General features: G+C 46.5%; 20 protein-coding genes and 2 tRNA genes. 13 read left to right on the plus strand and 9 right to left on the minus strand.

From position 1 onward, the window contains the following. Positions 1–5: 5 nt before the first annotated feature. A tRNA-Glu gene (locus ACN5NT_RS08825) sits at positions 6–81 on the minus strand. Positions 82–754: 673 nt separating this feature from the next. Here ACN5NT_RS08825 and ACN5NT_RS08830 point away from each other — a divergent pair. Both ACN5NT_RS08830 and ACN5NT_RS08835 read left to right on the plus strand, forming a co-directional pair. Next, positions 755–1,189, plus strand: a complete 435-nt coding sequence (locus tag ACN5NT_RS08830; protein ID WP_419175185.1) for a hypothetical protein — start codon at positions 755–757, stop codon at positions 1,187–1,189. Then, positions 1,170–1,679, plus strand: a complete 510-nt coding sequence (locus tag ACN5NT_RS08835) for a hypothetical protein (RefSeq protein WP_419175186.1) — start codon at positions 1,170–1,172, stop codon at positions 1,677–1,679. The genes ACN5NT_RS08830 and ACN5NT_RS08835 overlap by 20 nt, the downstream gene beginning before the upstream one ends. Positions 1,680–1,797: 118 nt before the next feature. Here the strand turns inward: ACN5NT_RS08835 and ACN5NT_RS08840 are convergent. Further along, positions 1,798–1,873: transfer RNA gene (locus ACN5NT_RS08840), tRNA-Glu, on the minus strand. An 81-nt stretch (positions 1,874–1,954) separates the two neighbouring features. Continuing rightward, a complete protein-coding gene (gene malQ, locus ACN5NT_RS08845; RefSeq protein WP_419175187.1) occupies positions 1,955–3,529 on the minus strand; it encodes a 4-alpha-glucanotransferase in 1,575 nt (524 codons plus the stop codon). A 450-nt stretch (positions 3,530–3,979) separates the two neighbouring features. On the opposite strand from malQ, the gene ACN5NT_RS08850 reads away from it, so the two are divergent. From ACN5NT_RS08850 to ACN5NT_RS08885, 8 genes are all read left to right on the plus strand, one after another. Beyond that, positions 3,980–5,314 (plus strand): sigma-70 family RNA polymerase sigma factor, encoded by a 1,335-nt coding sequence (locus ACN5NT_RS08850; RefSeq protein ID WP_136795891.1) that lies wholly within the window; start codon positions 3,980–3,982, stop codon positions 5,312–5,314. 59 nt (positions 5,315–5,373) lie between these two features. Further along, complete coding sequence (gene mqnE, locus ACN5NT_RS08855) at positions 5,374–6,471, plus strand: aminofutalosine synthase MqnE (RefSeq protein ID WP_419175188.1); 1,098 nt, start codon at positions 5,374–5,376, stop codon at positions 6,469–6,471. A gap of 59 nt (positions 6,472–6,530) precedes the next feature. Continuing rightward, entirely contained in the window at positions 6,531–7,598 is a 1,068-nt protein-coding gene (gene mqnC / locus ACN5NT_RS08860; RefSeq protein WP_419175189.1) for a cyclic dehypoxanthinyl futalosine synthase, read from the plus strand. A gap of 138 nt (positions 7,599–7,736) precedes the next feature. Continuing rightward, on the plus strand, positions 7,737–8,585 hold the full coding sequence (locus ACN5NT_RS08865) for a menaquinone biosynthetic enzyme MqnA/MqnD family protein (protein WP_419175190.1): 849 nt from the start codon (positions 7,737–7,739) through the stop codon (positions 8,583–8,585). Between the two features lie 54 nt (positions 8,586–8,639). After that, positions 8,640–9,215: a UbiX family flavin prenyltransferase gene (locus tag ACN5NT_RS08870; RefSeq protein ID WP_136795887.1), complete on the plus strand. Its 576-nt coding sequence runs from the start codon at positions 8,640–8,642 to the stop codon at positions 9,213–9,215. Then, complete coding sequence (locus ACN5NT_RS08875) at positions 9,215–10,075, plus strand: UbiA-like polyprenyltransferase (protein ID WP_419175191.1); 861 nt, start codon at positions 9,215–9,217, stop codon at positions 10,073–10,075. The genes ACN5NT_RS08870 and ACN5NT_RS08875 overlap by 1 nt, the downstream gene beginning before the upstream one ends. Position 10,076: 1 nt before the next feature. Then, positions 10,077–10,934: a DUF3108 domain-containing protein gene (locus ACN5NT_RS08880; protein WP_419175192.1), complete on the plus strand. Its 858-nt coding sequence runs from the start codon at positions 10,077–10,079 to the stop codon at positions 10,932–10,934. A gap of 119 nt (positions 10,935–11,053) precedes the next feature. After that, the gene (locus ACN5NT_RS08885) at positions 11,054–11,947 is read left to right on the plus strand and encodes a phosphoribosylaminoimidazolesuccinocarboxamide synthase (protein WP_136795884.1); all 894 of its coding nucleotides are present in this window, start codon (positions 11,054–11,056) and stop codon (positions 11,945–11,947) included. Positions 11,948–12,034: 87 nt separating this feature from the next. Here the strand turns inward: ACN5NT_RS08885 and ACN5NT_RS08890 are convergent, their stop codons facing one another. From ACN5NT_RS08890 to ACN5NT_RS08905, 4 genes are all read right to left on the minus strand, one after another. Continuing rightward, positions 12,035–12,940 (minus strand): TIGR01777 family oxidoreductase, encoded by a 906-nt coding sequence (locus tag ACN5NT_RS08890; RefSeq protein WP_419175193.1) that lies wholly within the window; start codon positions 12,938–12,940, stop codon positions 12,035–12,037. Position 12,941: 1 nt separating this feature from the next. Further along, positions 12,942–13,355, minus strand: a complete 414-nt coding sequence (locus tag ACN5NT_RS08895; RefSeq protein ID WP_419175194.1) for a nitrous oxide-stimulated promoter family protein — start codon at positions 13,353–13,355, stop codon at positions 12,942–12,944. Between the two features lie 199 nt (positions 13,356–13,554). Next, a complete protein-coding gene (locus tag ACN5NT_RS08900) occupies positions 13,555–14,070 on the minus strand; it encodes a shikimate kinase (RefSeq protein WP_419175195.1) in 516 nt (171 codons plus the stop codon). A gap of 139 nt (positions 14,071–14,209) precedes the next feature. Next, positions 14,210–15,367 (minus strand): MFS transporter, encoded by a 1,158-nt coding sequence (locus ACN5NT_RS08905; protein WP_136795880.1) that lies wholly within the window; start codon positions 15,365–15,367, stop codon positions 14,210–14,212. Between the two features lie 411 nt (positions 15,368–15,778). On the opposite strand from ACN5NT_RS08905, the gene ACN5NT_RS08910 reads away from it, so the two are divergent. The 3 genes from ACN5NT_RS08910 to ACN5NT_RS08920 are packed head-to-tail and all read left to right on the plus strand — an operon-like array spanning position 15,779 to position 17,953. Then, complete coding sequence (locus ACN5NT_RS08910) at positions 15,779–16,111, plus strand: hypothetical protein (RefSeq protein WP_419175196.1); 333 nt, start codon at positions 15,779–15,781, stop codon at positions 16,109–16,111. A gap of 11 nt (positions 16,112–16,122) precedes the next feature. Next, on the plus strand, positions 16,123–17,196 hold the full coding sequence (locus tag ACN5NT_RS08915; protein WP_136795878.1) for a cyclic nucleotide-binding domain-containing protein: 1,074 nt from the start codon (positions 16,123–16,125) through the stop codon (positions 17,194–17,196). Positions 17,197–17,251: 55 nt separating this feature from the next. Then, complete coding sequence (locus tag ACN5NT_RS08920; protein ID WP_419175197.1) at positions 17,252–17,953, plus strand: DVU0298 family protein; 702 nt, start codon at positions 17,252–17,254, stop codon at positions 17,951–17,953. A 33-nt stretch (positions 17,954–17,986) separates the two neighbouring features. Here ACN5NT_RS08920 and ACN5NT_RS08925 read toward each other — a convergent pair whose 3' ends face one another. Then, the gene (locus tag ACN5NT_RS08925; RefSeq protein WP_136795876.1) at positions 17,987–18,370 is read right to left on the minus strand and encodes a hypothetical protein; all 384 of its coding nucleotides are present in this window, start codon (positions 18,368–18,370) and stop codon (positions 17,987–17,989) included. A 390-nt stretch (positions 18,371–18,760) separates the two neighbouring features. Next, on the minus strand, positions 18,761–19,588 hold the full coding sequence (locus ACN5NT_RS08930; RefSeq protein WP_419175198.1) for an SDR family NAD(P)-dependent oxidoreductase: 828 nt from the start codon (positions 19,586–19,588) through the stop codon (positions 18,761–18,763). Between the last annotated feature and the right edge of the window lie 153 nt (positions 19,589–19,741).

A 19,741-nucleotide genomic window follows, 5' to 3' on the forward strand; every position in this document is an offset into this window, starting at 1 on the left:
TCGAGTGGTGACCCCAAGGGGACTCGAACCCCTGTTCTCGGCGTGAGAGGCCGATGTCCTAGGCCACTAGACGATGGGGCCAGCAATGCGAGTGTATATAACTGACCTGGAGATCCTTGTCAACAATTAGTCGACAGGTTGTTTGATTTTCTTCGATCAAAACATATGCGATGAGCATTTTGAAATCACAGATACAATATGTACTGGCCAGGGTCGCGCAATTGAGTTTTGAGAGCAAAATATTCTCTTTAAACGATGTCCGTGCGTTGCCAGTTGTTCTTTTGCTGCTTGGTCTAATTTGAAAAGAGCAGTTTTTAGCCGCTGCTTTTTGCGTGTATAGGTCAATATATCAGTGAGATATATGTTGTGCTGCGGTATGGTTACCGGGTTGCCTTACTTGGAAAATCTGTAATGTAATGAAATTGCAACCAATGTGGGAGGAGTGAAATGTCACTGCCTGTAATCCCTGTATGGTGGCCTTTTCTTGTCGCAGCTTCACCTGTTGTTCTGCCCCTGCTCTATCGTAGAAATCTACAATTTTCTCAGGACCGGGAATCGGCAAAGAAATGTAACCGTGCGCGAATAGAGCAGGCAGGGGAACTCAACCTGCCTGACTCGAGAAACTTTCATTGTCAGCGGTGGTTGAGCAAAAAGCGGCTTCAGGGTTTGTCGGTTCACCTGCTGTCTGTTATTTGCTGGATCAGATCTTGGAACGCTGCTTTTTGATGTGGGTTACGGGCCGGAAGACGATGCTATGGCAGTAAACAGTAAAAAGTTGGGCCTTGCGGATCGAGTTCTGGATGGGGTTGCGGAAATTGTATCTGAACCTCAACAACTTCCGGCCGGGTTTGGTGCTACAGGACCGCTTGCCAGGAGCCTGTTTCTAATGGGCTGGATTGAGGAGCAGACTCTTATCGCCAGATTAAAAGGTCAAGGCATCACAATTATCACCGGTTGCGGACATCCAACCATAGAGCTAATGGTTCAAATGGTCAAAACGCCCTGGCAGCGGATAACCGATGCGGATTTGACCAGTACGGTGAGTTTTTTGCGGAAGGTAGTACCCCAAAAGCTTTTATTATCCGCGCCTGATAGCTGCGACCATGCGTTGCGTAGAATTTCTGATGAATTGCAATGTGATACCAGAATATTAAAGGCGGGTGAGACGTATGATCTTCAAGGGGGATAGTATAGCAGTGCGACACCCTTCAGGGTGGTGGGGAAATATTTCGTTACGCTCCTGTCTGTTGGCGGCTGGTATCGTGCTTTCTTTTAGCGTAACCGGCTCCGCATATTCAGCCGCTTCCGGGGGCAGTGACTTTTCTTATGGTGATGTACCGCCGGCAGGCATAATGGATTACTTGAAACGCCAGAGGGTGATGCCATGCCCTACAGTTGCTGTCCCCAATGCTTCTCCCTCATGGCTGCGAGATATGAATATTGCAGAACTCATCCCCTTGCTGGCGTCAGAGGAAGCGTGCGCCAATGTGCACAGTGTTTACTCCTCGTATAGGGATTGCAGGATGTCAACAGTAGGAAGGGAGGCGGCTTTTCTAATCGAGGGTTTCAGGCTGGGAAGATATCCACCGGAGATGAATTCCGGTAATGCCAGGTTGGGCGTACAGGTGATTGAGCAATGGTGGGGGGAATATCAAAAGGAGTTGCTTAATGTTCGTTGAAAATCTGGCTCACCGGTTTTCTGGGGGGAATAAAAAAAGGCAACAGCAGAAAATCTGCCATTGCCTTTATAAACCGTGTGGTCTTGTATATCAACAAGTGGTAACCACTTGAAATGCGTGGTGACCCCAAGGGGACTCGAACCCCTGTTCTCGGCGTGAGAGGCCGATGTCCTAGGCCACTAGACGATGGGGCCAAACGGTTCGGTGTATATACCTAAGTGCAGTGGCGTTGTCAACAGTAATTGCCAAAAAAAATCATTCCTGATGATCTGATTTTACTTTTTGGCCATCTCAGCCTGAATTTCACTTTTGGGCTTGCTTTCACTATACCTGCCAAAAAGTTTTGTGCGCGCACGGAGGCTTGTGCTGAGTTCTTCGCTCAGGTATTCATCAATACAGCGCCAGCCCCAGTTGCCTTCTGGTACGCCGGGGCTGTTCATTCGGCAATCGTTGCCAAAACCCAGTGCGTCCTGTAGTGGAAATATAGTCAGGCAGCCGATTGAAGACAGTGCGAGGTACATCAGGTCATTGTGGATTCCTGAATCGTCGTGCAGGGTTCTGTTTGCCAATTCTTTTATTGTCTTTCGCAGGTCGTCATTGAGCTGGTGGTTCAGAAACCAGCCCACAGTTGTCTCGTTGTCATGTGTGCCAGTATATACTACGCAGTTTGAGGTGTTATAGTTGTAGGGCAGAAAACTGTTGTCCGGGTTGCCGTCAAAGGCGAACTGCAGCACCTTCATGCCTGGGAGTTCCAGTTTGTCTCTCAGGTCGATTACTTCCTGGGTGATGATTCCCAGATCTTCGGCGATAATGTTTAATTCTCCAAGTCGACGCTTGATCTTTTTGAAAAAACCCGCACCAGGACCTTTTACCCAGTCACCATCTACAGCAGTATCATTTTCCGCCGGGATGGCCCAATATGACTCGAAGGCACGGAAATGGTCAATGCGGGCGATATCTACAAATTCAAAGACATTAGAGAATCGGTCAACCCACCAGTCTTCGAGTTGTTTGCGGATTTCAACTGATTCACTGCTCCAGTTGTACAGGGGATTACCCCAGCGCTGACCGGTTTCACTGAAATAATCCGGCGGGACCCCGGACACTTTATTTGGCAGGAAGGTATCCGGGTCGAGGTCGTAAATGTCTTGGTTGGCCCAGACATCCACCGAGTCCAGCCCGACATAAATGGGGATATCTCCAAAAAGTAATATGTCTAAATCAGTAGCAAGTGATCTCAGTTGTTTCCACTGTTCGGTAAAGATGAATTGCTCGAATTTGTAATAAAGAATTCGTTCTTTGTGTTTAAGGTAGTGCTTTTTGAGTGCGCTTTTGTCTCTTGCGGCAAGCATTCTTGGCCATTGGAACCAACCTCTGTTAGTGTGTTGCTCTTTTAAAACCATGAACAGGGCATAATCTTCAAGCCATCTGTGTCGGTCGCAAAATAGTTGGAATGCCATGTTGCTTTCAACTTCAAAGTTGGTAAATGCCTCTGCCAGTAGATGTTTTTTGAAATTCCATGAAGCAGTATAGTCCGCCTGGAAGGGAGAGAAATCATAATTGTGGTCAAGGCTTTTAGCGCTGACAAGTCCGGATTGCTTAAGGAGATCCGGACTTATCAATAATGGCGACCCAGCGAAGGCGGCAACGCTCATGTATGGTGAGTTGTCGAAGAGCGGATTGGTTGGGTTGAATGGCAAAAACTGCCAGCAACTCTGTCCGCTTTTGGCAAGAAATTCAAGGAATCGATGGCTGGAATGTCCTATATCGCCTATTCCGTAGGGAGAGGGAAGAGAACTGATATGAGCGAGTATTCCGCTACGTCTGCGCTGTGAGAGTAGGTTAGGCATTGTGGGGTCTGAGTATCGTCTGAAGTTGAGTTAAATCCACATCCTGTAGAATAGCTTGCATGCAACTGATTGTATGAGGAAAAATAACCAATGGCCATACCTTGTTTCCGCAGTGATGAATGCTATAGTATGTAACGACATATAGACACTTTTGCGGTGATGGGTTGATTATGCGTTAGGCGGATCAGCTTTTTTTATCGATATTGCAGATAATTGCGTAGACCTGTTGACAGCCCGAATAATAACGATTGCAAAAAAACTAAAAATGATTTATTTTTGCGGTCTTGAAGTTTTTTTGTCTGCGAAATTCTTTTCGCTGGTTTTTATACATAATATCAGGTAGTTCCAGCAATAGGTGCCAAATCATCGTATTGTGATGAAACCTATCCTAACGTACTTAAGTGTACAGGAATCTGTCTTTCAAATTCAAGTTAATGGAGTGGTAGCCCTGTGCTGTCTGAAATCAAAGAAAATTTACTGAAAGCCGGTAAAGATGAAGGTTGTATCAGCTTTAGCGACCTTAATGAGATTCTGCCAGATGAGATCAAGGATCCGAACGCTATAGAGAAGATTTTTAATTTTCTCGGAGCGCACGATATCGAGATCGTAACGGTTGAGAAATCCGGCGAAAAGAGGACTCTCTCAGGAGAAGTTTGGGAGAAAAAGGACGAGTCTGACGCTGATGAGGGGTTTGACGGGTTCGAGTTGAGCTCCGGCTCCGAAACAGAATCTCACGAGGCTGAGGAGACCACGACCACGTATCTCCGAGAGATGGGTCGTTTCGACCTTCTTACCCCGGAAGAAGAAGCAAAGTACAGCAAGACTATTCGGCAGGGCTTCGAGAGCATTATTCAGGCAATCCGGGAGGAACAGTCTGGTGTGAAAGAGATGGCGCTGATGCGTGAGCGAATCGATCTCTGGGAAAAACGTGATCCGACCCTTAAGCCAAAGAAGCAGCAGCTGAATTTGATGCACTACAGCGTCACCAGTGCTTCTAGAAAATATTCCGATATCCGGGAGCTTTTCGAACTGCAGGCTAAAATCGAGGCGTACAGTCGTTCCATCGAGGTGGCGAAAGACACCATGATCAGGGCCAACCTGAGGTTGGTTGTATCCATCGCCAAGAGGTATATGCATCAGGGGCTAACTCTTGCCGACCTCATTCAGGAAGGTAACCTTGGTTTAATGCGCGCAGTTTTCCGTTTTGATTACACCAAAGGTAACAAATTCTCCACCTATGCGAGTTGGTGGATCAGGCAGGCAATTACCAGAGCTATTCTGGACAAAACCCGAACGATCCGTTTGCCTGTTCATTTCCTTGAACTGAGAAGCCAATTTTTCAAAGCGTTTTATGCTCTTTATAAAGAGCTTGGCCGTGAGCCAACACCGCTTGAAATTTCAAAGGCAACCAGCCTTCCGATGGATAAGATTCTTTCCATCCTCGAAGCATCCCGTGAACCTATCTCCCTGGAAACCCCGGTTGGTGACGACGATTCAACCCTGGGCGATTTTCTGGAGAACCAGGAATCTCAATCTCCTTACGATGCAGTTCAGAACCGCGAGCTTGCGGGCAGGGTAAAGGAAATCCTTTCAACTCTCAGCGAACGTGAAGAGAAGATTATCCGACTGCGTTTCGGAATCGGCGAAAAGGCTGAGTATACCCTTGAGGAAATTGGTAAAAGATTTAATGTTTCCCGCGAGCGTATTCGCCAGATTGAGAAAAAGGCGTTGAATCGGTTGCGACACTCCAGCCGTAGGGACAAACTCAAGTTCTTCATCGACTGAGAAATTTCAAAACAATTCCTTTAAGAGCCGGGAAGATAACCCCGGCTTTTTTTATTGCCATGAAAAGTTATATCGAAAAGGCTGGATTAGGAAAAATCCTGGAAAAAGTTGAATCTTCCGAAAGATTGTCAGTTGAGGAAGGGCTTCAGCTGTATAAGAGCAATGATATACTTGCGCTTGGATATCTCGCCAATATTGTACGTAACAGGCTGAATGGAGATAATACGTATTTTATCTACAATCAGCATATAAATTACTCAAATATCTGCACTAATCTTTGTAAATTCTGTGCTTTCGGTAAAGAAAAAGATGCCGATAAAGCATATGAGATGAGTGTTACAGATGTACAGACCAAGGTTCGTGAACGGCTTGATGAGCCGATCAGCGAAATACATATGGTCGGTGGTATCCACCCGGATTTGCCTTTTGAGTACTACTTAGAGGTTCTCCGCGGCATTAAAGAGGTACGGCCCGAGGTGCATATTCAGGCGTTTACCTGTGTTGAGATTGCGCATCTCGCGAAGATTTCAGGTAAGTCTGTGGGTGATACCTACGAAGTTCTCAAAGAGGCTGGGCTGGGCTCGATTCCTGGCGGTGGAGCAGAGGTCTTCGCCACTCGAATCCGCGAGTTGACCTGTGCCGACAAACTACCGGGCAAAGATTGGATAGAGATTGCCAAAACAGCCCACAGACACGGTTTGAATACTAATGCAACCATGCTCTACGGGCACATAGAGACTTTGGAAGAGCGGGTCGAGCATCTGGCTGCCTTACGTGAAGCTCAGGACGAGACCAACGGCTTTCTTGCTTTCATTCCACTGGCTTTCCATCCTCAAAATACCGAGATGGCAAACCTGTCACGAACCACAGGCATGGATGATCTGAAAAACATAGCGGTCTCCAGACTCTTTCTCGACAATTTCCCGCATATCAAAGCCTATTGGGTAATGATAGGGCCTAAACTGGCCCAGGTTGCGCTCTCGTTTGGCGCAGACGATATGGATGGTACAGTCAAGGAGGAGCGTATTACTCATATGGCTGGTGCCGATACTGACCAGGCCATTGGCAGCAATACCCTGGTCAAACTGATTAAAGAAGCTGGGCGTATACCTGTGGAGCGTGACACTCTTTATAAGGTGATGCAGGTTCATCAGTAAGGTCCGGGGAATTTAACCTGAATTTTTAAGCTATCGCATAACTGGTGTATTAAAGAAATATGACAGCTGTCAGAGTGCAGGAGACTGCCAAAAAAATTGAAGCTGGGGAACGCATAAGTGACGAAGAGTTTTTACTCCTTGAGCGTGAGGCTGATTTTTACCAATTAGGATTTCTAGCCAATTCGGTACGTCAAAGACTCCACCCGGACAGGACTGTAACATACGTCATAGATCGTAATATCAACTATACGGATATCTGCGTATCTGCCTGTAAATTTTGTGCTTTTTTTAAGGGGCCCGAAGAGCCGGGTGGGTATTTGCTGACCAAAGAACAGCTTGGTGAGAAAATCAAAGAAACCCAGGAACTCGGCGGCACACAGATTTTACTGCAAGGCGGCCTGCACCCGGATCTTCCTCTGGAATACTACGAGGATATGCTTCGTTTTATGAAGAGTACAGGGATTCATGTTCATGGCTTCTCTCCACCCGAAGTATGCCATTTTGCTGAAATTTCCAAGCTCTCTATCAAGGAAGTGCTCAAAAGGTTGATAGCCGCAGGGTTGGATTCTATTCCAGGTGGCGGAGCGGAAATACTTAATGACCGTGTCCGTCAGGCAACAGCACCGCAGAAATGTTCGGCAGATGAGTGGATTGCGGTAATGGAGGAAGCTCATAATCTGGGTTTAAGAACCACCGCCACCATGATGTTCGGTCATATCGAAACAGCCGAAGAGCGCCTTGAGCATCTGCGCAGGTTGAGGGAGTTGCAAGATCGCACCGGTGGTTTCACCGCGTTTATCCCCTGGCCGTTTCAGCCGGATAATACAGTGTTGGCAGATGTAGAGAAAGCGACCGCCATGACCTATTTGCGAATGCTTGCTCTGTCACGAATATATCTCGACAATATCAGCAGCGTGCAGGCGTCCTGGGTAACCCAGGGACCAAAGATAGCACAGCTTTCCTTGTCATTTGGTGCCAATGATTTTGGCAGCACCATGATTGAGGAAAATGTTGTGGCCGCTGCCGGAGTGACATTCAGGTTGTCTGAGAGAGAGATCTGCAGGTTAGTTGTAGATGCTGGTTACACACCGAAGCAGAGGCGTATGGATTACACCCTGGTAGAGTAACTGGGGAGGGTTGCATACTGCAACAATCTGCAGTTTTTTTGGTCATGATGGTGCGTAAAAGATCTCTTACCGTCACGACTTGTATCAAAGATCAGAGTTTGGATAATTGTGCGTGCTGCAGCAAGGCACGCGGTATTTATGAATAAGCAAGTCACAAGCGATATAGTGCGAATTGGTATGGTCAACTATATCAACGTTGCACCTATATACGAACCATGGAAGCGACGTGAGGCCGAAGTCGGCTGGAATGTCGTTGAGGCTATTCCTTCAAAACTTAACAGGATGCTGGCGGAAGGAGAACTGGATCTCGGTTTCGTCTCCTGCTACGAATATGGAGCACACCCGGAACTGTATCGAATCTTGCCGGATCTCTCAATCAGCGCCAATGGCCCTGTCGGATCAGTGTTTTTATTTTCAAGAGTGCCGGTAAAGAAACTGGACGGCCAGCGGGTATTGTTGACCAGCCAGTCTGAAACCTCAGTATCACTTACCAAAGTGGCGCTTGAAGAGTTTTTCAATGTGCAGCCGGAGTATGTCACCGGTGAAGTGATGTCTGAACTACGAGATGAGTGTGCTGCGGTGCTGGCCATAGGCGATGACGCCTTGAGGTTGGCCCAAGAGGGGAATTTCAGCCATCAACTTGACCTGGGCGAGGTCTGGAAAAAAAATACAGGATTACCATTTGTCTTTGCGGTTTGCGCAGTGCGGGAAGAATTTTGCCAGCAAAATCCGCTTCTGCTGTCTATGGTTCATAAGAGACTGCTTGAGTGCCGTAGCGAGGGCAATTCCCGTCTGGATGACATTTGTAAAATAGCCGCCCCGAAAATACCGATGGAGGTAGATCGTTGCAAGGCATACCTGAAAGGTATTCAGTACGATCTCGATGAGAAGAAGCGGGAGGCGTTGGAGCAATTTTTTTCCTACCTGATAAAAAGAGGAGATGCCAGTCCCGGTGCGCTACCACTTAAAGTGCATTCTTTTACATGATGACGTTGCCGGAGTAAGCACCTCTGTAAAAGAGACTACACTGAAAGGCCTGTGATGAGCGATTCGAAGAGAAAAAAAATATTAGTTGGAATTACCGGTGCCACAGGTATGCTCTTCGTGCGATCTTTTCTTGAAGAACTCGAAAAGCTCGACATCATTATTCACGGCATCTGCTCGGCATCCGGCAGACAGGTGCTGCAGATGGAGCAGGACATTACTCCAGATGAGTTGCCTGCTGTAAGTCGTTGGTTTGATGAGAAGGATTTTGCCGCTCCCCCTGCATCCGGTTCCAGCCATTACGACGGTATGGTCGTGTTGCCGTGTACCATGGGGACACTTGGCTCTATTGCAAACGGTCTATCTATCAATCTCATTCATCGCTCAGCTGACGTTATGCTCAAGGAGCGCAGAACGCTTGTGCTTGCTGTGCGGGAAACACCACTGAACAGAACTCACCTGCAAAACATGTTGCATGTTCATGAGGCTGGTGCCATTATATGCCCTCCCATGCCAGGTTACTATCACCGGCCGAAGAATTTGGAAGAGGCGGCCCAGACATTTTCCTGGCGGCTTGCAGATCAGTTGGGAATTGATATCCCAAAACGAAAACGATGGGGAGAGCCTGAGTAATGTTTACCAAGATTGGAATCCTGCTGGAGATGATCAAGTTCAAGTTGACTGTCTTCGCTTTACCTTTTGCATTTACCGGAGCATTCCTGGCAGCCAGGGGCATACCTGAATGGCGGGTGATCCTCTGGGTTATTCTGGCCATGGTCGGGGCAAGAACCTGTGCCATGGGATTCAACCGCATCGTTGATCGCAAATTTGATGGGGCGAATCCGAGGACCGAGGAAAGAGCCATGCCGGCTGGGGAAGTAAGTATGTCGGAGGCGACAGCCATGGTTGTTATCGCCGGTCTGCTTTTCTTTTTTGCCTGTTACAGCCTAAATCCATTGACTCTGGCGCTATCGCCAGTTGCTCTTTTTCTTACCTTATTCTATTCTTATACGAAACGTTTTACCGCCCTTTGCCACATTGTATTAGGTGTGGCCCTGGCATTTTCCCCGCTCGGGGGGTGGGTTGCAGTAAGTGGTTCCCTTGAAGGATTTCCCTGGGTACTGGCCTTAGGGGTACTTTTCTGGGTTGCCGGATTCGATACCATTTATGCATGTCTCGATGCAGAGTTTGATAAAAAGGCAGGGCTTTTCTCCTTACCTTCCAGGCTTGGCCAGGTAAAGGCCTTTAGACTTGCCGGTATCTTTCACGTTATTGCATTCTTTTTCTTTGTTATGACGGGTATTCAGGCTAATCTGAATATATTCTATTTTATGGGAGTGCTGCTCACCGCCTGTGCTTTATGGTACCAGCATAAGCTCGTTAAACCGGAGGATTTGTCGCGGATACACGTTTCGTTCTTTTCCATGAACGGTTTTATCAGTGTGGCTTTGTTTTTTGCTACCTGGCTTGCCCTTATGACCAATGGAGGCTGAAATGAAATTGCGTACCGCCGCTATCACCTGTGCGACAACAGTGTCCATCTTTTCCTGGGCACTGCTTGGAAGCGCTGGAGAAACGGCACATACTCCAAAAGAAATCATTCCGTATGGCAAGATAGATCCCTCCCTCCTGCCGATTGCCTATTCAGGTTCTGAAAAATTCCGATATAAAATTGCCTATACAGGTGGTGTCAAGCTCGGTGAACTTGAACTGGAAATTCGCAGAGTGCCGGGGGCGGATGAAGAATTTGAACTTTATGCTCTGGTAACAACCAAAGATAGTGTTTTCAACTCAATTTACCCAGTGCGCGATGTCCATCTTACCAGGGTGAGAGGGGAGGACCGGCTGCCCTATTTTTACGAGGTATGGCAGAAAGAGGGGTACAATTACGAGGCGTACAAGAAGACTGTTTACGATCAACAGGATGGGGTTGTCAGCTATCAGAGGAATGAGGAAGACCCAAGAGAATTCAAGGTGGCGATACCCACCCATAACGAATTCAGCTCGTTTTTCAGCAGCCGGTTGATGTCTTTTGAGGAGGGTGAATCGTTTATTGTACCCACATTTGCTGACAAAAAGCGAATGGAGGTTGAAGTGAAGACCATTTCAAAAGACAGGCTCAGGAAAACAGCGCTGGGCGCAGTTGATACCATTCGGGTAACACCGATCCTTAAATTCAGGGGTCTCTATGACAAACGTGGTGATACCGTGATCTGGTATACCGATGATGAGTGTCGTGTACCGGTTAAGATAACATCAAAACTGGCACTCGGTTCCATCACCTCCACCTTGATGTCATACGATAACCCCGCTTGCAGCAGGTATACTCAGATTGCACAGTTGAAAAAGTAGTCGGGTCTACATCATCCAAGATGTCATGGGAGCGGCTTCCAGATATCAACTCGTTGCCCCATGTCACATGACGCTAAAAAATTACTATTATCTTAATACGTTTTAAAGGAGTGAAACGCATGACCGAACCGATTATTCGTACAGATTTTCCAGATCTTAACCTTGTACATCGTGGCAAGGTTCGTGATATGTACTCCATTCCAGGTCACGATGATAAGCTGCTCATGGTCGCTTCCGATAGAATTTCAGCATACGATGTTGTGATGGAAGATGCTATTCCTGGTAAGGGGGCGGTGCTGACCGAGCTTTCACTGTTCTGGTTTGATCTTCTTGGCGATATCGTCGAAAACCATTTGATTACTGCTGATGTTGATGAGTATCCGGAGGCGTGCAAACCATATGCAGACCAGCTCCGGGGCCGTTCCATGCTGGTGAAAAAGACTAAGCCATTATCAGTGGAATGTATTGTGCGAGGCTACATCTCCGGTTCTTTCTGGAAAGCATACCAGAAGAGTAATATTGTTTGTGGCTTTGAACTTCCTGAGAACCTTAAAGAGTCTGATAAGCTGCCCGAGCCTATTTTCACTCCCTCCACCAAGGCGGAGTTAGGTGATCATGATGAGAATATCTCTATTGAGCAGATGGAGAAAATTGTCGGCAAAGAACTCGCCGCCCAAATTGCGGAGATAAGCGTAAAGCTTTATCAGCGTGCGGCTGATTATGCCCGCCAGCGTGGGATCATCATTGCTGATACCAAATTTGAACTTGGCATGTATGAGGGGCGTCTGATCCTCATTGATGAGGTGTTAACTCCTGATTCTTCCCGTTTCTGGCCAGAAGACAAGTATGAGCCGGGTAAGAGCCAGCCAAGCTATGACAAGCAGTTCCTGCGCGATTACCTTTCAACCCTCGATTGGGGAAAAGTCGCACCTGCGCCTAAACTGCCAAAAGAGATAACAGAGAAAACCAAAGAACGTTATGAGGAAGCGGTGACTCTCATAACCGGCAAATAACTTCTCTGGAAAATTCTTATGAAAAAGGGGCTGACCAGTTATGGTGCAGCCCCTTTTTTTGTGTCTTGCTGAGATGGATGGTCCTTCTCAGCTTTGTTCTCCATGAATACACCAATTCAGAGTTTCCTTGAGGTTGGTGTCCCGATAATTATAGCCTGATGCCATAAGCCTCTCAGGACGCACCCTGGTTGAAGATAGCAGCATTTCGCCAGCCATTTCACCAAAAAGTAGCTTCAACCCGAAAGGCGGCACAGGGAATCTTGCTGGTTTATCCAGGACCTCAGCCAGCTGGGTGGTAAAATCCTTATTGGTGACTGCCTTTGGCGTGACAGCGTTGACCGGCCCGCTGAGCGACTCGTTGTTGATGGAGAAATCTATCACCTCGATAAGGTCGCGGATGCTGATCCAACTCATATACTGTTTACCGTTACCAATGGTGCCACCAAATCCGGCTTTGAAGGGGGGCAACATCTTGGCCAGTGCTCCACCATTCGGGCTGAGCACCATGCCGAATCTCAACAGAACCACCCGGGCACCAAAAAATGCAGCTTTTGACGCCTCTGCCTCCCATTCCTTGCAGACAGAGGCTAGAAAACCATCTCCAGCAGGACTTTTTTCGGATACAACCTGGTCTCCTCGATTTCCGTAATAGCCAATGGCAGAGGCGCAAATAAAGGTTTTGGGCTTGTGTGGCAGGCCAGAGAGATAATCGACAAGTTCCTTCGTGCCTTCAACCCGGCTGTTTTTGATTCTTCGCTTTTTTGCTGCTGTCCAGCGACCATCGGCGATGTTCTCCCCGGCGAGATGGATGACGGTATCGAACGGTTCATTGCTGCCGCTGTTACTGTCGAACAGATTTTCGGTCAGCCAGATAGATTCTGCGCCAGGTTTTTTATTTCTCTGCAGACACCGAATTGAATGGCCTTTGGTGTGGAGTGATTCAACCAGGGCGCTGCCAACCATGCCGGTAGCACCTGAAATAAGTGTTCGCATCTTACTGGCCTCCTTTAGAAACGGTGTTCGTCTTTATCTGCCTTTGAGGATGGGTGCGGTTTTTTTTTTCTGGAAGAGCAGGAGTTTTTCTCCATTTCTCCAGGAGGTGTCTCATCGCCATAGCAGGATGCCGGTACACCATTCTCGGGCCGGCATAACGCATGACTTCACGAATTTTTTCCTGCATTTCCTTTTTGTAGCAATGCACTGTACAGTTGCCGCAGACAGGTTTAGCTTCCTGGAAGATGCAGTGTCGCAACCGTTTTCTGGAATACAACAATAAATCGAGACATTGCTGACACAGATCATTGCCTTGGTGATGTGCCCGGCAATAGATGCGGATCATCACTTCAATGGTCTTGGCTTCCTGCTTCAGGCGAGGGGGTGAGAGTATCTCTTTATCAGTATACTTCATTGATTATAATCGCTGCTCGATCAGGTGTAACGCATTACCTGTGCTGAGTTCGGTCTAGGAGTCTGTAGGACTGAGCCCTTTTCAGTCAACTCATCGTTATCGAATGAAAATAAATGTTCGCAATATCATGCGTATGGCTCCGATTGATTTTCTTTCGATGCCTCGATTTGAGTGAAAATCGCAATAGTCCGACAGGCTCCTAGCGGGAAATTTCATTCAAGATCTTTTCGCAAACCTGCTCCTGGGTAAGTTGGGAGCAATCTACCGTAATGTCAGCGTATCTGCTGTAAAGTGCAAAGCGTTCTGAAAAAAGATCATCAAAACTCTGTTCAGGCCTTTTGGCCAGTCCCCTTGTTTCGTAATTAGTGATTCTTGAGCGTAGGCAGGGAAGGTCTGCATTCAGGAAAACAATAATACCATTTTCACTGAGATGGGCCATCGCAGCATCACTGTATGCAGCGCTGCCTCCAGTTGCTATTATGTGATTTTGATGATTGACATTCAAAAGCACTCGCTCTTCAATTTTGCGTAATTGCATGTGGCCTTCGGTATCTACGATCTCCTGAAGTGTTTTGTCTTCTTCAAGTTGGATCAGTACATCGGTATCGACAAAGTCTTTAGCCATCATTTTGGCAAGGATTACGCCAACAGTGCTCTTTCCGGAACCAGGCATACCAATTAAAACGATGTTACTTTTCTGTGCTTTTGGGGACATTATACTCGTGTTTGAATCTATTGGAATTAGAGGTGAAGAGTGCAGTTCAGCATAATATCAATAATGGTTGAATCAGCTGCATGCCATAAAAATACAACAAAAACATAGGATATGATACAGGTTGCGCAGAGTAATAACATCAAGGAATCTTTGCAGCATGTTTTTTAAGTTGTCCACTTATGAGCTGCACAAGGAGCAGAGAGACCAGGCTGAAAATTGCGGCCGACAGGAAAACAACTCTATAATCAACAAGCCACAAAAGACCTCCGATCACGGGCAAGATGACGGCAGCGATATGGTTGATTGTAAAGCCGACAGCCATGCTTGGGGCAATATCCTCAGGTTCTGCAATCTTCTGGAAAAATGTCCGGATAGCGATGGAAAAGTTAAAAAAGATATGGTCCGCAATATAGAGAAACGCCGCAATGAGTTTACTTTCTACCATGGCATAACCAATGAAAACCAGAATCAGAGCACCATACTCCAAAGACAGCACGCTGCGTTCACCAAATCGATTGATTCCCTTGCCGATAAGTGGGCTGAGAAAGTAGTTGACGACATTGTTCAATAAAAATAACAGGGCGATTTCCTGCACATTGTAATCGAATTTTTTAACCATGAGAAACACGGCAAAGGCTACGAAAATCTGGCGCCTGGCACCAGACATGAACGTAAGGCAGTAGTAGAGCCAATACCGTTTTTTTACAACCATGTGTTTATGTTGAGGCACGGTAGCCCTGTCAATAGGGTTTTGTCCAAGAGCCCAGAGAGATACGAGAACTATGATCCCGCCGAACAACATATAGAGCTGGTTGAAATTCAGGAAGTTTGATAGCAGGAATATGAGTACACTGGCTGCGACACAACTCCCGGCAGCGACACTGCGCAAACTGCCAAACACCAATGGCGCATGATGCTTGTCAAAATGTTGAAGAGTCAAGGATTGATTCGTAGTCTCGAAATAATGAAAACCGAAACTCATAATCAAGGTAGTGAAGATAATACCTGTGAAGGATGGGAACAGCCCAGTACAGGAAATTCCTATCCCGCAAATGAGGACTGAAACTGCAGATAATCTATGTTCTTTAATTATAAGGAGCGCGTATACTACCAGCAGGCTGAGAAAACCAGGGATTTCCCGCACGGATTGAATAATTCCGATATGCTGGCCATCAAGGGCAAGAATATGTACTGAAAAATTGTCGAAGAGAGCCCGCCATACATACAACCCTGATGTTGCGCAGATTGTGAGGATCATCAGGTAGAAATACATGGGATTACTTTTGATTGCTTTCATTCTATTTGCTCAGTGCAATTACCTGGAAAAGGTAGGGATGGATAAGGTGAGTGAGTGGAACTCCACAGAACCATGACAATACTTTAAGACACCAAAGCTGACAAGTTACAACCATGAGTGTTATAAGATTATGATTTGCGTATATAACTTGAATAATCAGATGATTTCTGAGTTACAGTGAAAATTCGGAAATTTTCGGGTATTCTGTTTTGTTCGAAATTCAGAAAAAATTCTGTAAGTGTTCATAGATTGTCAAAAAAATTAGTGGTATGGTATATATGCAGTACGAGTGAAACATCAGGTTCTGACCGAACTTTACGCTGAGAACAGCATGATCGGGAAAGCCCTTGCGCGGCGCCTGGAGCCTGGAAAACTAAAGTTAACGTAACGGATAGAGTGTAATCATTACCAATGGCGGACATAGTACAAAAAGTTACAGACTGGTTTGATTCAACCAATCTGCACGAGCAGATTGCCGATGTCGATGTTGCAGGGTTATTTAGCAATCCATGGTTTTTAGTGCCATTCATAGCCCTGATTTGCTATCTCCTGTACAAAAAGAATTTTAAAGACATTTTGCTTATCGGCATTCTCGTTGGCATGTGGTGGGTTTCAGGCACCGACTATATGGCGACCCTCGTAGTCGATAACGAATTACAGATGAGTAAAATTCTACCTGTAGTATTCGGTGGTGCAGTAACACTGGGACTGGTTATTTATATATTTTTCGGTAGATCTGACTGAGCAGGAAATTTATGCGCTTTCGAAATGGTATTTTCATTGTTACAGAGGAAAATCATTGTCCTCTTTATAATGTGAGCGAAGAATTCAAGATAAGTGAGGGAGTTCTCACTCTGCCGGTTGCAAAACCCACCTGTATGACTCTTACCAACGAACTTGTTCGCATTGCTTCTGAGGATGAGTCATATGAGCGCCTCCAGGGCGGCAGTAGAAAGAAGTCAAAATTCGATTGTGGTGGATGCACAGGGTTAATTCGTTTTGAGTTCAAAAAAGAGAAGGGGTACGAGACGCTGCAGATGAAGTTACTTGCAGCTTCAGAGAGAAAAGAAAAAATAAAGAATGTTGCCCGATTTGCCGGATTGCTGAGAACAATTGATATTTTCGAGCCACTACAGGATGATGATCTGCTCGATCTTGCCACGATGCTCAAACTGCAGGATTATCCATGGGGCTTTCCAATTGTCCAGAAGGGTGATCCCGGTATCAATCTATACATTGTTGCATCCGGCAAGGTTGAGGTTATGGATGAAGAAGGAGTGACCCTCGCTGAACTTACGCGTGGCGAAGTCTTCGGCGAGATGAGTCTGCTTTCCGGTGATCCCGTGACCACAACCATTGTTGCCGCCGAACCAACCAAGTTGGCGGTAATGAATCAGAAAGATTTCCGTCATATCCTTACTCGATTTCCCGCACTCCAGGTATTCTTCTATAAGCTGTTGGTCAACAGGATAACCGCTATCAACATGCAACGCGCCGAAGAACTTGCTTCGGGTATGGTTGGCCAGATTGCGGATATTCCCCTTGTGGAACTCTGCCAGATGATCAACTCCAACCAGAAAACCGGTGTTCTCAAGCTTGATACAGATAAACTGCGAGCGACCTTGAAGTTTAATGAGGGCGAACTGATACATGCCGATTATGCAAATCTGCAGGGGAGTGAGGCATTTTTTAAGATCCTGACTTTCAATGTGGGACGTTTCACATTTTCGCAGGGCCTGACCTTCAAAGAAAAAAAACAGGAGGTAATCGGTGGTTTCATGGGTCTTATCATGGAAGGAATGAAGCAGATCGATGACACTATGGGGTGATGAAATCGGGTTCGAAGCAGTTTGTTTTCAGGTCGTCGATTGGGAGCCTTGAAATATGAGCAGGCGTGATGTCAAGAGGCAGGTTCTAACTATTCTCGCCCTGGAGAATGTCGAAGAGGTAAAACGAAAAATTTCCGATTTTTCCCCATCAGCGGTTATTAGTCCACTTTTTTCGGGTTTATGTTCTGTATCAGAGACAACCCGGCACAATGCTATCGTTGCCTTCGGGGTGGTTGTACCAACTCTGGCTGATGAGAATATGGAAGCAGCCAGAGTAGTGATGCGTCGTTTTTTGTGGACCCTTAATGATGAATCAGGCGGTATCGGCTGGGGGGCACCAGAGGCTATGGCAGAGATAATGGCATCTGATACAAGAATTGCAAAAGAGTATCTGCATATGCTGCTATCTTATATGCATGGGGATGGTGAAGAGCTTCACCAGGATGGTAACTACCTTGAATTGCCAATGCTGCAGCGCGGTCTTCTGTGGGGAATAGCGAGGCTTTGTGAGGCGCAAAAAGAGCTGATGCTTGCCAACGATGTAGTCAGCGATCTGAAAGGATATCTCACATCAGAAGATGGAGTGGTTCGTGGTCTGGCGCTCTGGTGTTTATGTCTGCTGGGGGATGCGACTCTGCGACGGGAGGTGAGTCACTTGCAGGGAGATACAACGAGATTTACGGTCATGAAAGATGGAGAGGCAACACATCTCAGCACAGGAAAACTCATTGAGCGTTACCTCTCCGGGGCCATCTAGGATATCGGCAAAAAGAGTGTTTCTAAAGAAAAATCATCTTGTGTCCTGAAGCCAGTTTACTGGATCTGAAGCAATTGTTGTGAGAGCCTGGTTTACTGCAGAATGTAATGATATCATCTGAGCCAGAGCGTTCTCGTCGAACTGGTCGAGACATTTTTGTTTCGCATCCTCTTCAATTTTCCGAAACATCAATGAAAGCTCGTGAGCGCCAACCTGTATTGAGGTAGCACGCAAGGTACGGGCGAGCAATTCCACTGAAACATAGTCGGAAGTATAGATCTTCTCCTGCAGTCTCTCAATGGCGGCACACGAAAATTCAAGATATTTGCCGAAGTGGAGCCTGACAATGTTATGATTTCTGTCCTTGGCAAATTCGGTGAAAGCCAGCACTGTACCCGGATCAATAAGCCTGGTCATATTATGACCACCACACCTTTTCTTAAGACTTGATATGTGCGGTTGGGATGAGGCCATATGTTCCATTGAATTCGATCTGTTAAAGGGATCATGTTCTCTACATATCATGTCGGTCAGGTGAGAAGGCTGGCTTGCAAAACAGAACGTCATTTTGCTTTCTCCTGACAAGTGTCTCTGTTTTTAGCTGGTGAGTCAAGCACAATACTGTATTAAATTAAGTCGATATGAGTTAGCTGATAATATTTTGTAACAGCGAAAATATTTTTTTAAAAGGGACTCTTTTAAGCCTCACCTAACTGGGCAGGTATTGCGGTTGGTCCAGGGTGATCCAACTTTGACCATGAGTGCTAAGTTTGATTTTGGTGGAATTGCATTTTTCTAAAAAAAAAATCAGCCAAGTACTCCGGCAGGCAATGAAGGCACGTGCTCCCCGCCAAGTACGTACCCTCCGTCCATTCGAATAACACTACCTGTTAAATAACTTGCTTCAATAGCAAGGAAATATACCATTTGTGCGACTTCCTGCGGTGTACCGGTACGTTCCAGAAGTGTATGGTTCAACAACAGCCTCTTTTCTGAATCGGTAAGGATCGTCCAGCCCCTGGTGTGATCTCCATGCCGGCCATCGATTAAACCGATCATCAATTCGTTGACCCGAATCCGGGGGGCACATTCTCTTGCCCAGGTCTCAGTAAGGTTACGAATAGCACTATTCGCTGCGCTATAGCCATCATTAAAAAAGCAGGCAGCTGGACCGGAACGACCAACCAGTCCGGCAATTGAGGAAATATTGACGATTGCACAGTGAGGACCGGTCATCAGTGGTTTGGTGCATTGATACAAATTCCATTTGGCTTTTATGGTGGTCTCAACTTCAAGTTGCCACTGGTCCTTATTGTGATCATGGAAATATGAGCCGTGAACGACGGGCATTCCACCTCGTTCGATATTGTTGACCAGGTAATCTATCGTGGAAAATTCATCCCTGGCTCGCTCCAGAAGCTCATTCACCTGGTCAAGATTACGCAGATCGCATTTCATTGATAACGTACTGGTTCCTGACCGGATAAACTCCTCGTCCATTTCCTTTACAGATTCCGGCCAGTCGTACCACGGGAGAACCAGGTTTGCCCCGGCCTGAGCAAAACGCCTGGCAATGGCTCTGCCAATTAATCTTGAAGCACCTGGAATGAGGACAGTTTTTCCTGATAAATTCATAGTTACGTTTGTTTGGTAAGGTTATCGGAGTAATTGCAATTTAAAATAATTTTTCTATCTGATTCCCCATAAAGCTCAGCTTCGCGAATCTAGGCGTGAGGCGCAAGAAGTAAAAATATGAATTAACAGCCTAAATTTCAACAAGTGTTCCCC

Origin of the sequence: Desulfosediminicola sp. (assembly GCF_048381775.1) — a bacterium.
GTDB lineage: Bacteria > Desulfobacterota > Desulfobulbia > Desulfobulbales > Desulfocapsaceae > Desulfopila > Desulfopila ganghwensis.